Raw genomic sequence first — 14,133 nt, 5'->3', positions numbered from 1 at the left:
TGATTGTTGTAGTGTTACATCTACAAGTTCACTGCCGTGTAGGTAGTTTAGAAAAAAACCTGAGGAGCTAGGACTAAAATCTAAAGGTTCACTGCCGTGTAGGTAGTTTAGAAATTTCCGTTTCGAATGTCATATAAATTCATCTGGTTCACTGCCGTGTAGGTAGTTTAGAAATGATTTTTTTACAGCGTTTGATGCTAAATCATGTTCACTGCCGTGTAGGTAGTTTAGAAAATTCCCGCGCTAGCTGTAATATCCAAAACTTCGTTCACTGCCGTGTAGGTAGTTTAGAAATGGTGAAAGAGTGGAGAATTACTAATGAAATTGTTCACTGCCGTGTAGGTAGTTAAACAGACTAAAAGCTTACTCAAAAATTCAATGACAGGCGTGTGTTGTTGTATAGCGTTCCTAAAATGACAGAATCTTATTAAAAGATCTAAAATTTTCACTCACCAATACAAAAATAAAAATGGATAAATAATCCGTTGGGTTTATTAAAGTTAATATTTACGCAATGATAAAGTGCCGACAACCGCGCGCGGTGTATGCCAAATAGGGATGGTTGGCAACACGACTTTGTTAGCAACAAATCAGTGAACCACACGAAACGAAGACCAAGGCACCTTGCAGACCTCTTTCTAGCACAGTGTGGGCGAAAATTTTTACGGAAAAAATTTGCACTGATGGTGGACTCGAAGCGGTAAGTCTCTTAGATGATACAGGTAACTTCGGGGGGGGTGCACAAATATCCCAACTTGGGTGTTTTCACTTAAAAGAAAATTCATAAAATCATTAACGCCCAAAACCAAACAAAAAAATCTTTTTCAAAAAATTAAGAATGAAAGAAACGAATTTCTTAATAAATAGAAACAATCCTTTCTTAGATGTTGAAGTAAAGTGGGCATTTTAATATAAACCTCAACATCGCCAAACCATTAATGTTTTAAATCATAAAAAATAGTAACATAACATTTTCAGAATGTTATTCCTCTATCAAAACTCTACCACGTGTTATATCACTGATATTTTTTTGTAATATTGTGATTTTATCTTGGGTGATTGCTAAGCTAACTTCTACGCCTTCGGCGTCAAAATCTTGATGTTCGATAATGGCATCGAGTTCTTTAAGGCGATTTTCAATAATCGGCCATTCGTTATAGTAGCAGTGAAATTGTAGAGGAATACGGGTTATGAGTTCGATCAACTGGGCTTGTTGTAAGCAGTGGCTGGCGCTGCCACCGTAAGCACGAATTAATCCACCTGTACCTAATTTTATGCCACCAAAATAGCGCGTAACCACTACCACGACTTGATCACAATCCTGTCCTTCAATTGCTGATAGAATTGGGCGACCTGCGGTGCTGGTGGGTTCGCCATCGTCATTAAAGCGGTAGTGTTGACCGATTTTCCATGCCCAGCAGTTGTGTGTAGCATTAATATCGCTAACTTGTTCAATAAATTGGCTTGCCTGATCGGCAGTGGTGACGGGCGCAGCATTGACGATAAAACGGCTTTTTTTTATTTCTTCAGTCAATTCAACTGGATTTGTTAATGTATATCGCATACTAATTCTGTTAAAATCACTTTATTGCCGATAATAATACCCAGCAGAATAAAAATGTCTATCAATTTAGTACAATTAAAGCAATCCCAGCAACGCTTAGCCAATCAGGTAAAATTGGTTGATGATTTTAATCCCGCAATAAAGTTAGTGGGGGGGACCGATGTTGGATTTGAAGATGATGGTAATGTCACGCGAGCAGCTATTGTCATTTTAACTTATCCTGATTTTAAAGTAGTTGAGTATCATATTGCACGCTTAAAAACTGAATTTCCTTATATTCCCGGTTATTTATCGTTTCGTGAATATCCCGCTTTACTTAGCGCTTGGCAGCAAGTGAAGCATAAACCGGATCTTTTGTTGGTCGATGGTCAGGGTGTTGCGCATCCAAGGCGTTTGGGTATTGCCAGCCATTTAGGATTATTGTTAGATATGCCAACTATTGGTGTGGCAAAAAAACGCCTATGTGGTCAATTTTCGCCGATCGCTAAAATAGCAGGTCAAGTTACCCCATTAGTTGATAAGCAACAACAAATTGGTTGGGTGTTACAAAGTAAAAATAATTGTAATCCACTATTCATCTCATCTGGTCATCGTGTTAGCCAAGATAGTGCGTTAAAATGGGTTAATCTATGTTTACGTGGTTATCGTTTGCCTGAACCGACGCGTTGGGCTGATGCTATTGCTTCGAATAAACCGTTATTCAAAAAGAGTCTTGATGCCAAATAATCATTTATCACTCAAAAAAGGTGGTTTTACCTTTAAACATTTTTTTGTCGCTCATGATAAAAGCCCAATGAAAGTAACAACCGATAGTTGTTTATTAGGCGCCTGGGCACCGATTACACATGCACCTAAACAGGTACTTGATATTGGCACGGGTTGTGGTGTGATTGCTTTAATGTTAGCCGCGCGCCTTATCAATCATGATTGTCAGATTGATGCTATTGATATTGATAAACAGGCTGTAAACCAGTGTCAGCAAAATGCCTTTTCTGCTGATTTTAGCAAGGTTAACGCCATTGAGGGAGATATCAATCAATTTAGAATAGAGTCATCTGGTTGTTATGATCTGATTGTTACCAATCCTCCCTATTTTGAATCTGCCGTTGATTGCCGTGATCGCCAAAGGCAACTGGCTCGCTATACTGAAAGTTTGAGCTATCAACAGCTGCTTGATGTTGTAAAACGGTTATTAAGCATAACGGGTAGGTTTTGTTTGGTTTTGCCTTATCACTTATCCAATCAATTTAAGTTATTAGCAAAGTCTAATCATTTATATTTACAGCAAGAACTCAAAGTTAAGTACTCTGCCAACAAATCCTTTTCTTTGTCATTAATGACTTTTGCTTTTCAGCCTTGTGATGCTGTTTTGGAACAGCATCTTTGTATGCGAGATGAGGATGGGCGCTATTCCGATGATTTTCGAGCTTTATTGGTCGATTTTTATCTGTTTCGAAAATAACGCTTGATAATTCGTTTAATAGCTTTACATATAAAAATATAGAATTGCAGTCATCCCTAATATGACAATAGTTAAGGCATAGATTTTGTCGTGTAAAAAACTAAAAGCTGGGAGTGATCGTTGTTTTCGTGCATAGAGATAAAATAATAAACCTACACTGTATAAAATCATAGAGAGCAATAAGTAAACAATGCCTCCAGCATAAATCAACCAAAATCCATAAATTGAACCAATACTACCAATAAAAATTAAGTCGGTTTTTCGTTGTTTAACCGCCAATTTAAAAACAAATAGCGCCGAAAGTAAGTAGGGGATTAGTACCATTGACGTTGAGAGTTGAATTAGGGTGTTATAGCCAGATTGATAGAAGTGGGCAAGAATGATTAAAACACTAATTAGCGCGGTAGTTAGCCACAATGCATTAACAGGCGTGCCGTTTTTATTGATCTTACCAAAATAACTCGGTACAGTGTGTCTGTTACCATGTCCGGTTAAAAATAGCATTTCGGCTGCAAGTAATAACCAAGAGAGTAACCCACCACTGACCGAAACAATTAAACCAATATTTATAAATGTCGCTCCCCAACTGCCAACCACTCGTTCGATCACCCAAGCCATGGATGGATTCTTCATTTCGGCAAGTTCTTGTTGGGGTACGATTCCTAGCGATAAAACCGAAACACATACTAATAATAGACTAGTGATTGCAAAGCCGAAAAAGGTTGCTCGGCTAATGCTTAAAATTGTTTTTGCCCGTGACGCATAAACCGTCGCACTTTCGATACCTAAATACACCCATACCGTGTAAAGCATGGTATGTTTGACCTGATCGATGACCGATCCTAATTGTGGTGTTCCCCAAAAATTGGTGTTAAAGGTATCGATTTTAAATGCAAGAATCACGCAAATAATAAACAAACCAATGGGCACAATTTTAGCCAATGTGACTAAACAATTTAATAAAAATGCGCGATAAATTCCCTTTAAAATAAAAGTATGGACAATCCATAAAAAGACCAAACCACCCATGACAGCAGGCAATGTGGTACCATTGCCAAAAAAACGCAAACAGTCAAACGAGCCTAATGCACTGAATAAAATGACTAAATAGCTGGCACAAGACATCCAGGCGGATATCCAATATCCCCATGCTGCATTAAAGCCGATATAATCACCAAAACCTTCACGGACATAACCGTATAATCCATCATTGATCTTGTAAAATCGAATCGACAAATATTGAAAGATTCGTGTTAGCATTAACATGCCAATTAAGGTTATTACCCAAGCAATTAAAATCGAACCAGCCCCCGATGCTTCGGCCATATTTTGCGGCAAACTAAAAATACCACTGCCAACAATACTGCCTACCACTAACAAGGTTAGTGGCAAAATACCAAGTTTTGTTTTTGTAGGTGTATTCATGTTGTTATCTTTTTTAAAGGGTTAAAAATAGCGTCATTTAATACATCAACATTAAAATCGTAATGACATACAGCTGACGCCACCGTCAACCTTTCGATATTCAGAGGTATCGACTTCAATGACTTGATAGCCTAATGCTTCGATTTTTGCTTTTGTGATCGGATAACCGGCTGGCATAATGACGCGATCATTAACCCAAATACAGTTAGCGGCATAACTTTCTTGTTCAGGGATCTCAATGATATTAAGGTGTTGAAATTCCGGCTTAGTGATAAATTCGCCTGCTGCAAGTAAATTATTATTTTCCAAATAGGCTAGGCCTGTTTTTAAATGGAGAACCTTTTCTAAAGTGACAACCGATCCTGTCATACCATATTTTTTTAATATGGTAATCATTTGATCGGCACCAGCTTGATTGGTACGCGCCGATAAACCAATATAATAATGATCACCAACCATCATAATATCGCCAGCTTCAACCGTTCCCGGCGCTGTAATGGCTTCGACTTTATTTGGATAAAAACGTTCAATGGTATCGGCAATGATAGTTGTTTCATCTCGTCGACTTTCAGCGCCCGGCCTTGTGATTATTGCACAATGCGGCGTACAAAGTACGGCATCTTCAACAAATACAGAATCAGGAAAACGTTCATCAGCGGGAAGAATGGTGATGTCAACATCGCATTGCTGTAAAGCGCGAATATAATCATTATGTTGATTTAAGGCTTTTTGATAATCGGGTTTACCTAAATTAGCTGACGTTAGCCCATTAATTAGTGATTTAGCGGGTGTTCTGGCAATAATATGACTAAATTTTTTCATTTTCTATTTATTTCCTTTTTTAATAATTATGCTTTATTTTTGAATAATAATTCACATTAAGCGCTTAATCAAGTATTAATGTGATTTTTTATGCAATTATTTTATTTGTTTGTCAATAATGAAGTTTACGATTGTGACTTTGACGGGTTTTTTAATGATAGAACGTAACAATTTTGTTATTTGAGTGCTTGGTTTTGTGATCCTTAGCTTAGCTTTGCTTTGATAGCATCATTAATCGATCATGGCTAATCATTGTTGGCTAAGGGTATTATAATTGTCATAAAATTATTACGGTTGGTTATCGCAATTGATGTTAACAAATTAATTATATTCTTCTTTTTTAAGCTATTGATATCGTGTTAAATAAGTTATCGCCTTTTTTGATTTTGTCGCCAGTATTGATAAGTGTGTTAAACTATTTGCCTTCCAGTGCGACTGTTTCTTGTCCAATATGAATCAGTAATTTAATACCTAATTTGGATGTTAAACTCATGGCGTGTTTGGTATGAAATAGCTCACATTCTCTACCACCAAAAGGCGCATAAACGATGACTTTAAGTGGCTCAATGACAACATTTTTATCAACAACTTTTTCAGAAAAGATAGTGCCAAGCACTTTGTTAATTGATTCAACTGCCCTCAATTGGTAAATAGATGTCTTATTGGTTGATTGTTTGTAATGTAACAGGGTACGTTTTGAACTATCTCATTGAGTATTTGTTCTGTAGGGGGGGGTATTAACTAATTTATTATGCATAACAAGGTTATTTCAACAATTGATATTGCTTTTGATATCTATTCCAATAGCATAATAATCCCTTTGGAATCGATAGCCAGTCCAGAATGTTGCATCGATAAGTGTTTTTTTTGAGCAGGTGCAATAGATAAAAAATTACTTTGATTTTCTACGATAACATTGATGAAAAGATGGGACGCTACCAGTGCAATAGGGCGAAAGTTTCGCCCTACTATAAAGGTGGATTACTTTCCTTCAAAATCAATGAGTGTAAAACAATTGATTCCAGCTTGAGTTAATTTGGTTTTGCCTTGTAAATCAGGTAAGTTAATAACAAAAGCGGCATCTTCTGCAATTCCACCACATCGTTGTATTAATTTTGCTGTCGCTGCAACTGTGCCACCCGTAGCCAACAGATCATCAATAATCAATACGCGCTCTCCCGATTTGATCGCATCGGAATGAATTTCGAGCGTATCGGTACCATATTCAAGTTGATATTCTTCTTTAAATACATGACGCGGTAGCTTATTTGGTTTTCTAACCGGCACAAAACCAACACCTAAAGCTAATGCAATGGGTGCAGCGAAGATAAAGCCTCGCGCTTCAGTACCCACAACTTTATCGATTTTTTTATCTTTATAATGATCAATTAATAGATCGACAGACGCCTTAAACGCGATAGGATCTTCCAATAAACTGGTAATATCGCGAAATAAAATGCCTTTTTTAGGATAGTCTGGAATAGTGATAATACTGTTTTTAATCAGTGTAAGTTTTTCTTGTATATGAGTCATGTTAGATGTTCTCTACATTTTTCTATAACAATGGCTAATCTTCTATTATATACCTTTGCGCTCAATGCTGGCAATAATCAATGAGTCTTTAGCACTTTAGTAACTACCATTTTAGTTGTATCTAATTATCAATATTTAATTCAGTAAATATTATGTAAAGTTAGACGTTTTTTTGAAAGTTTATTCGAATAGTTGATTTAATTTGACTGCTACTTAAACACTTAGTTAAAGTAATAATCCTAATTATTTTATAATTAATTTTATTTTATTATATTGAAAAATATAAGCAATTTACTGGTTAAATAATTGAGTGATATTTTTTTGTAAAATTAACTTACGAATTAATAAATAAAAACTAAACACTATTTTTCTTTTTCTTTTTCTTTTTCTTTTTCTTTTTCTTTATAAATAATTTATACAACACTTATAGCTATTTATTTTTTTGTCATGATCACCTATGATAGATGAATCTATTAATAGCTTGCTATTATAAGAGTGATTTATTATTTTTCTTTGTGGTTCAATACATTGTCATAGATCTAAATTAGTTGTAACAATTAGATTATCAAGTTATATCATCAACTAATTGAAAATGTGTCAAATTTAATAAAAATTGACTACAATCGAAAATGATATGTAAATCTAACGAAATGATTTCAATATTATCATTGATTTTGACATAACTTCTCGTAATTTGATTAATATAATGAGCAGTATAAATGCATTATTTGTATTGATGATATCAAAATGTATGTTACAAATTATCAGTAATTTTTTTAACAAATATTCAAAGTAATATAACTAAAATTTAAAATTATTGTTAATAATAAAAACATGTTCCAATAATTTTTTGTAAATGGCTTTTTTACAATTTTTTGCAATTAAATACAATAATTAGACAGTTTAATTAACAAAAAGATGATAATTGCACAAATTTTTCACAGAAAAATTATAAGGTTAATTATCAAAAATAAGTTGTTGCTTAGCTTTTAATGGTTATTTTTATCAAGAAAAAAACAAGGTTAAACCCAAATTTGTTTGATGTCGGTATTGCTTAATTCAAATAAGTGATAGGTTTATAAATTTAGCTTTAGTAATTGAACTTTAATCTCCATTACTCTATGAGTATCTTAAAAAGATTAAAAATTTCATAGTAGTTTTAGGTGTTGAACACCTGTGGAAGTTATTTTTTATTTGGTAATTTGAATTGAAAGTGGTGTGACGTTTATCGTAAAAACATCAATGAAAACAATGTTAATTTAAACAGTTTGCTATTATAAAAATTAATTTATGAAAACATTAACAGCAATTTTATCAATTTTTATATTTATTATTGCTATTAGCTATTTAAGTTGGTGGAGTACTGAAAATAAAGGTGTTATAACCCCAAATAACCGACAAAAACTAGTGCAGGCTTGCTTTGAAAATATAAATACTATGATTGAATCTTGTTTTAGTCAATACTCGATGTATTTTAATCGTTTTAATTTGGATTTAAAAAATGAAAAAAATGATATTCAATGTTTGCTGGAAACTCAAAATAGTATACAAAACTACTTGAAAATTGAGAAAAATAAAATTAGCTGTTTAATTACTTCAAATCATAAACATTGGACTAAATTAACAGAACCAATCAAATATGAAAAAGCTACTTTAAGTAATCGCAGTATCATATCAGAATTATTTCCAGCTAAGTTTGGCTGGTACCAAGATTATAATCATATAATCTATTGGTTAATTAAGGATAATAACATAATAGGTTCAGAATTTTATTCAATAAATAGAGACATTGCCCCCCCTTTCTTTGCTGATAAAGTATTAATAGCTAATCATTTTATTTTATTTAATTATGATAAGCAGAGCCATTCAAAAGAAAAACTATATAACAATAATATCAAAATTAATTTTGATTATCTTTCCTCATATTGGAAAGTACTCCATTATTTTGAAACAAAATCTTTAACTTACTTTTATGCGTTTTTTGTTTTTTTGATTATTTTGTTTACTATATTACTTATTCTTACAATCATATATTTTTATCGAAAATACTTTCAAACTTTATGTAGGGCTGAGCCAAAACTAAATTTAGCAGATCAACTTTCCCACGAGTTTAAGATTCCTTTAACTAATATCATACTATATAGCGAAATATTAAAAGAAAAATTAAGTAATGAACCCTGTCAACTAATTGATTATATAGATGTTATTATTTGTGAAAGCAAACGGTTAACACGGTTAGTTCAAAATGTTTTGACTTTTAATAAGATGATCAAACTGAATATAAAGCCTGTAAATATAACAAAGCTTGTTCGACAAGTTTATTCTACATTTAAACCAGTTTTTGACAGTAAATCATTACAATTCAATTTAATTATAAACTCTAAAAAAGAGTGTTTTATTGATACTGATGAAGATAGTGTTGTGCATATAATCTGCAATTTTCTAAATAATGCTGAAAAATATGCATCGGATGGTAAAAAAGTTGATTTAGTATTAAATAAACAAAAAAATAAAATTATGGTTACTGTTCGTGATTATGGTAAAGGTATTCCTAATCATTTATTAGAACAGATGTTTAGACCATTTTACAGCATAAATTTATCATCTGCAGAAGGATTATCTGGCACAGGTATTGGACTTACAATTGCTAAGCAATTAGCAAATAATTTGAATGCAACTATTGAAGTAACTAATCAAAAACCAGGTGTTGCTTTCTCATTGATTTTGACGGAGTAAACATGAAGATTTTAATTGCTGAAGATGATAAAAATATTCGTACGGTAATTGCGGATATTTTAGAACAAGAAGGCTATAAAGTTATAGAAGCCGCCAATGGTAAAATTGCTTTGAAATTATTCAGGCAAAGCCTGCCTGATTTTATTATTTTGGATATCATGATGCCAGAACTTGATGGTTATTCGGTTTGCCGTGAAATTCGTAAATCTGACGAAGATATTCCAATTTTATTTTTGTCAGTTAAAAATGAAGAGATTGATAGAGTAATTGGCTTAGAACTAGGTGCAGATGATTATATGGGTAAACCATTTGGCGTTCATGAATTACGGGCTAGAATTAAAGCTATAGTTAAACGTTGCTTGAAATCCAAGCAATCTAGTCAACTCGTTAATGATTTTTTTCCTTTTGGGGATTTAAAAATCTATCCCATTGAATTATGTGCTAAGCGTAATGATCAGATTATCGAACTTTCATTACGTGAAGTCAGAATATTAGAATGCTTATATCAACATAAAAATCAAGTTGTTACTAGAGACACGTTATTTGATTATGTTTGGGGATATGATTACTCGCCAAATAGTCGAACTATAGATCAACACATTTCAAAATTGCGCAAACAAATTGAAATTAATCCTTTAAACCCTTGTTTGATTAAAACAATTCATGGTATTGGTTATAGGTATTAAAAGGGTTGGTTCTGTGTGCAATTCAATAGATCTAATATGTTTGGGAATTTATTTTATGAATTCTTCCTAATTTTCTATATTCAATTTTTGTCTATTTTTAGTTCTTGCAGGTATAGAGCGGCATAAATAAACTTCAAGAAATCAGACTATAATGTTTTTTGTATCTATCTTATATATTTTAGTTTGAATAGATTGTAGACATTTAAATTTTTACTGTTGGATGTTAAATCATTCTTTTCAATGTACTTGTTATCTTTTTTTGGGGGAGGGATGTTTTACATTTAGGGTAACTATGTTTTTTGAGAAGAAAATAGGGCAGTCATTAAATTTGTCCTAGTTATGCTGTTTAAACTTCAATAAGCTCAATTTTTGCTTCTTTTGTTTGATATATTGCTATAAAAACAGCAATTATCGATAGTTAGCATTGTTTTTCAAAAAAATCTATGGTGATCATAACTTTTGCTTTATGTAATTTAATAATCATAAAATAATCTAGCTGACTATCAAAAACTCACAGTTATTCATCCAAAAGTCTAAAAACAAACTATTACAAGGTGAGAAATTGATTGCTAAATGGCTTAATATCCAATCTAATAGTAAAGTTGAAGTAAATTAACTATTGAAATTAAATCTTTTTAGATGAAATTAATTGATTTAATTTGTCTTATTTATGTTTTTATTTGGATCTAACAGGTTATTAAAAGGAATAATTAGATGAAAAAGTTAACTGCCATTATGGCATTATTGCTTTGCTCAGGACTTACTCAAGCTCGTACTTATGATGAAATCATCAGCTCAAAAACAATTAGAATTGGTGTGCCTGCTGATTATGCACCACTTGCTTTCTATGATAATCAAAATTCGTTGGTTGGTTTTGATATTGATATGGCAAAAGATTTAGCTAAAAAATTAAATGTTACACCTGAATTTTATATTACAAGCTGGCCCACACTTTCCCAAGATTTAGCTGCTGATAAGTATGATGTTGCAATGGGTGGCGTGACCTACACCAAAGATCGTGCAGCTAAATTTTTACTATCTGACCAAGTTGTTCCTAATGGTAAGATTGCGTTAGCCGCATGTGATATGGCACCTCAATTATCAAATTTAGACGCCATTAACCAACCTAATGTTAAAGTTGTCGTTAACCCTGGTGGGACCAATGAAAGCTTTGTAAATCAAAATATTCATACTGCACACATCATTCGTGTAAAAAATAATATTGATAATCTTCAAGCGTTACGTGATAAAACCGCTGATATGATGGTGACAGATCTGATCGAAGGTCATTATTATGAAAACAAAGAGCCTAATGTCTTATGTTTAGCGACAGTTAAGCCATTCGAAGGTACCGAAAGTTATAAAGCTTACATGGTACAGTTGAATAATAAAAAATTAATGGATGAAATTAATAATTGGTTACCAAATTCAAATAAAGAACAGCTTGCAATAAAATGGGGTGTCATTACGCATCTTAATTGATCATTAAATTTACTTCTTTCAGTTGATAGCGAAGGTTATAAAAATAAAGTGAAATTCGGCTTTAAAACTCTGTTTTAAGCTGAATAACTTTTTCATTGATTGTGTAATTTTGGCAATATCATTATAGGGGTGATACAAGTATGGATTATCATGATTTTTTAGTTATTGCATTCAAATTATTGGTTGTTTTTATTTGTATAATTTTATTTTTAAAAATAACCGGAAAAACTTCGTTATCTCAAATGTCGAGCATTGATTTTATCGGTAATATGATTTTAGGTGGTATTGCAGGCGGTATTATTTATAATCCTAAATTAACAGTGTTTGATTTTTTAGTGGTGTTGTTGATGTGGACAACTATTATGTATACCTCTAATTATCTGAAGAAAAGAAGTCAAAATGCAAAAGCTTTTATTGTCGGTAATCCAATTATATTAATGGATAAAGGTAAAATTAAGTTAGATGCTTTTGCTGGTGTAAATATTGATTTTGCTAGCTTTGCAGTATTATTAAGGATGAAAAATATTTTTACTATTAATGCTGTTGAAAAAGCAATTCTTGAGCCTAATGGTCAGCTAACTATTGTGAAAAAAGGTGATAAGGATATATCTGTTATTGTTCTTGAAAACGAAAAACCAAATGATGAAGCGTTACAATCGATTGATAAAAATGAAGATTGGTTAAAAGCCAAATTGAACGAGCAAGGCTATACCAGCTATGAAGGATTATATTGCGTTGAATATTATGATAAACATCTATTTATTATTCCCGTTGAATCGGTCAAGCAATAAAAATTAACAATGGTGTTTTTAAACCGAATTTTTTTTGAATAAACCTTAACCTTATTGTGAAAGTTAAGGTATTTTTAACCGATGCTTCTCTAAAATTATAGATAACTATTGATATAACGGTGAGGTATTTAGCGATCGCGTAATAAAACTTTCTACCGAAAACTTATTAAGTGTTGATTGTATTTCTTGCGCTTGCTGCTGCGAGTGACATAAGCTAAATACACAAGCTCCAGTACCTGTCAGTTTGGTCGGCGCAAATTGCGATAGGTAGCTAATAATTTGATGTACTTTAGGATAACGTTTACCGACAATATTTTCGCAATCGTTGCTGAACGCCTCGAATGGTTGAGAAAGCAGTTGCTCAATAGTGCGAACAGGAGTATCACGTTTTAGTCCGGGATCATTAAAGATTTCGACTGTCGAAATCTCAATATTGGGGTAAGTAATTAAATACCAATTTTCTTGATAATCAACAGATTGTAGCTGGTCACCAATTCCCTCAGCAAATGCCGCGTGCCCATAGATAAAAATAGGCACATCTGCGCCAAGCTTTCGTCCTAGAGTAATTAATGTTTCCATTGGTAAAGCGAGTTGCCATAACTCATTGAGCGCAACTAATACTGTGGCTGCATTTGATGAAGCGCCACCAAGCCCCCCACCCATAGGTATTTTCTTGTTGATGGTAATATCAATGCCTAGATCGAGGCGTTGAGTATAGTTTTTTAAACACTGTGCAGCAATAACGATTAAATTTTTATCATAAGGAACGTTATCAAAAGGCGTTAATAAATTAATTTTATTATCTTTACGCAAGTTAAAAGTGAGGCTGTCGCATAAATCAATAAATTGAAACAACGTTTGTAAATTATGGTAATTATCTGGACGGCGACCCGTTATATATAAAAATAAATTCAGCTTTGCAGGCGATAACCACTGTTTCATTATGATTACCTACTATCGTAAGATCCAGTTACTAATTTTTAAACGAATAAGCTCATCATTATGATTTAGCTCAATTGACGATGGTAGATCAATTTTTTTATTTCTAAAAGTATACGTTGAGTAACTCGCAATCTTTAACTGCCATTTATTATTATTCTGTATAAATTCAGTCGCGGTTAATCTGCCTGATTTATCTAATTTATCGGCAGAACTATTATTAGAATAACCTTTTAACCAATTATGAAGGGAGTTTAGTGGAATATTAACGTTAGACACCTTACTCATCAAATCTTCGATATTATTGCCATTATAATTATTACCATCTTTATCAATAAGTTGTGCATAATTAGGTTCTACTTTTAGGCTCAAGATGCTAGTTCCAACAGGAGTGGTCAATTTTATGTCGAAACGATCATCTGATTGTTGGTTAATTAAAAAGCGACCATAACTACGGGTTTTGTTGCTGAAATGAGCAATACTTCCATTAACTTGAAACGTATTTATCTGTTCAAGATCGTGCTGATGATTTTGCCATTGGTTTACAATAGATGTCGAGTTTTGTTGTTGGCTGACTTGGCAAGCAGTCATAAACAAAGATAAAACGATAATAAATAGATAATTGATTTTAGTCATGAATTAGCCCATTAAAATTGCCTAATATAAATTTATTATAACTGAAAATCGTTAGAA

Annotated in this window: 13 protein-coding genes and 1 CRISPR repeat array (1 of these 14 only partly in view); of the genes, 6 read left to right on the top strand and 7 right to left on the bottom strand. The window is 32.7% G+C overall.

The annotated features are described in order from the left end of the window. Window positions 1–354: a CRISPR direct-repeat array (repeat unit 28 nt; unit sequence GTTCACTGCCGTGTAGGTAGTTTAGAAA) (it extends 335 nt beyond the left edge of the window). A 628-nt stretch (window positions 355–982) separates the two neighbouring features. After that, complete coding sequence (locus tag J3U57_RS07625) at window positions 983–1,564, bottom strand: IMPACT family protein (protein ID WP_267344063.1); 582 nt, start codon at window positions 1,562–1,564, stop codon at window positions 983–985. A 54-nt stretch (window positions 1,565–1,618) separates the two neighbouring features. On the opposite strand from J3U57_RS07625, the gene nfi reads away from it, so the two are divergent. Further along, window positions 1,619–2,290 (top strand): deoxyribonuclease V, encoded by a 672-nt coding sequence (gene nfi / locus J3U57_RS07620; protein WP_267344064.1) that lies wholly within the window; start codon window positions 1,619–1,621, stop codon window positions 2,288–2,290. Further along, window positions 2,280–3,026: a tRNA1(Val) (adenine(37)-N6)-methyltransferase gene (locus J3U57_RS07615; protein ID WP_267344065.1), complete on the top strand. Its 747-nt coding sequence runs from the start codon at window positions 2,280–2,282 to the stop codon at window positions 3,024–3,026. Before nfi ends, J3U57_RS07615 begins: the two co-directional genes overlap by 11 nt. A 24-nt stretch (window positions 3,027–3,050) precedes the next feature. On the opposite strand, the gene J3U57_RS07610 is transcribed toward J3U57_RS07615, so the two are convergent. The 4 genes from J3U57_RS07610 to apt all read right to left on the bottom strand — a co-directional run bounded on the left by J3U57_RS07610 (window position 3,051) and on the right by apt (window position 6,806). Next, window positions 3,051–4,451, bottom strand: a complete 1,401-nt coding sequence (locus tag J3U57_RS07610) for a basic amino acid/polyamine antiporter (protein WP_267334251.1) — start codon at window positions 4,449–4,451, stop codon at window positions 3,051–3,053. A gap of 51 nt (window positions 4,452–4,502) precedes the next feature. Continuing rightward, a complete protein-coding gene (gene ddaH, locus J3U57_RS07605) occupies window positions 4,503–5,273 on the bottom strand; it encodes a dimethylargininase (protein WP_267344066.1) in 771 nt (256 codons plus the stop codon). A 415-nt stretch (window positions 5,274–5,688) separates the two neighbouring features. Next, entirely contained in the window at window positions 5,689–5,916 is a 228-nt protein-coding gene (locus J3U57_RS07600) for a PTS glucose transporter subunit IIA (RefSeq protein ID WP_267344067.1), read from the bottom strand. 338 nt (window positions 5,917–6,254) lie between these two features. Next, on the bottom strand, window positions 6,255–6,806 hold the full coding sequence (gene apt / locus J3U57_RS07595; protein WP_267344068.1) for an adenine phosphoribosyltransferase: 552 nt from the start codon (window positions 6,804–6,806) through the stop codon (window positions 6,255–6,257). 1,290 nt (window positions 6,807–8,096) lie between these two features. Between apt and J3U57_RS07590 the strand changes: the two genes are divergently transcribed. From J3U57_RS07590 to J3U57_RS07575, 4 genes are all read left to right on the top strand, one after another. Beyond that, a complete protein-coding gene (locus tag J3U57_RS07590; protein ID WP_267344069.1) occupies window positions 8,097–9,542 on the top strand; it encodes a sensor histidine kinase in 1,446 nt (481 codons plus the stop codon). 2 nt (window positions 9,543–9,544) lie between these two features. Beyond that, complete coding sequence (locus J3U57_RS07585) at window positions 9,545–10,228, top strand: response regulator transcription factor (RefSeq protein ID WP_267344070.1); 684 nt, start codon at window positions 9,545–9,547, stop codon at window positions 10,226–10,228. Between the two features lie 714 nt (window positions 10,229–10,942). After that, window positions 10,943–11,710, top strand: coding sequence for a transporter substrate-binding domain-containing protein (locus J3U57_RS07580; RefSeq protein ID WP_267344071.1), 768 nt, complete (start codon window positions 10,943–10,945; stop codon window positions 11,708–11,710). A gap of 140 nt (window positions 11,711–11,850) precedes the next feature. After that, entirely contained in the window at window positions 11,851–12,501 is a 651-nt protein-coding gene (locus J3U57_RS07575; protein ID WP_267344072.1) for a DUF421 domain-containing protein, read from the top strand. A 105-nt stretch (window positions 12,502–12,606) separates the two neighbouring features. On the opposite strand, the gene ispE is transcribed toward J3U57_RS07575, so the two are convergent. Beyond that, window positions 12,607–13,446 carry a 4-(cytidine 5'-diphospho)-2-C-methyl-D-erythritol kinase gene (gene ispE / locus J3U57_RS07570; RefSeq protein WP_416379667.1) on the bottom strand — a complete coding sequence of 280 codons (840 nt, stop codon included), beginning with the start codon at window positions 13,444–13,446 and terminating at the stop codon, window positions 12,607–12,609. Between the two features lie 9 nt (window positions 13,447–13,455). Continuing rightward, the gene (gene lolB, locus J3U57_RS07565) at window positions 13,456–14,076 is read right to left on the bottom strand and encodes a lipoprotein insertase outer membrane protein LolB (RefSeq protein ID WP_267334257.1); all 621 of its coding nucleotides are present in this window, start codon (window positions 14,074–14,076) and stop codon (window positions 13,456–13,458) included. Window positions 14,077–14,133 lie beyond the last annotated feature (57 nt).

The sequence above is a fragment of the Gilliamella sp. B3464 genome (assembly GCF_026536145.1).
GTDB lineage: Bacteria > Pseudomonadota > Gammaproteobacteria > Enterobacterales > Orbaceae > Gilliamella.
Note: the sequence above shows the minus strand (reverse complement) of the source record. Positions and strands in the feature narration are given on the sequence as shown.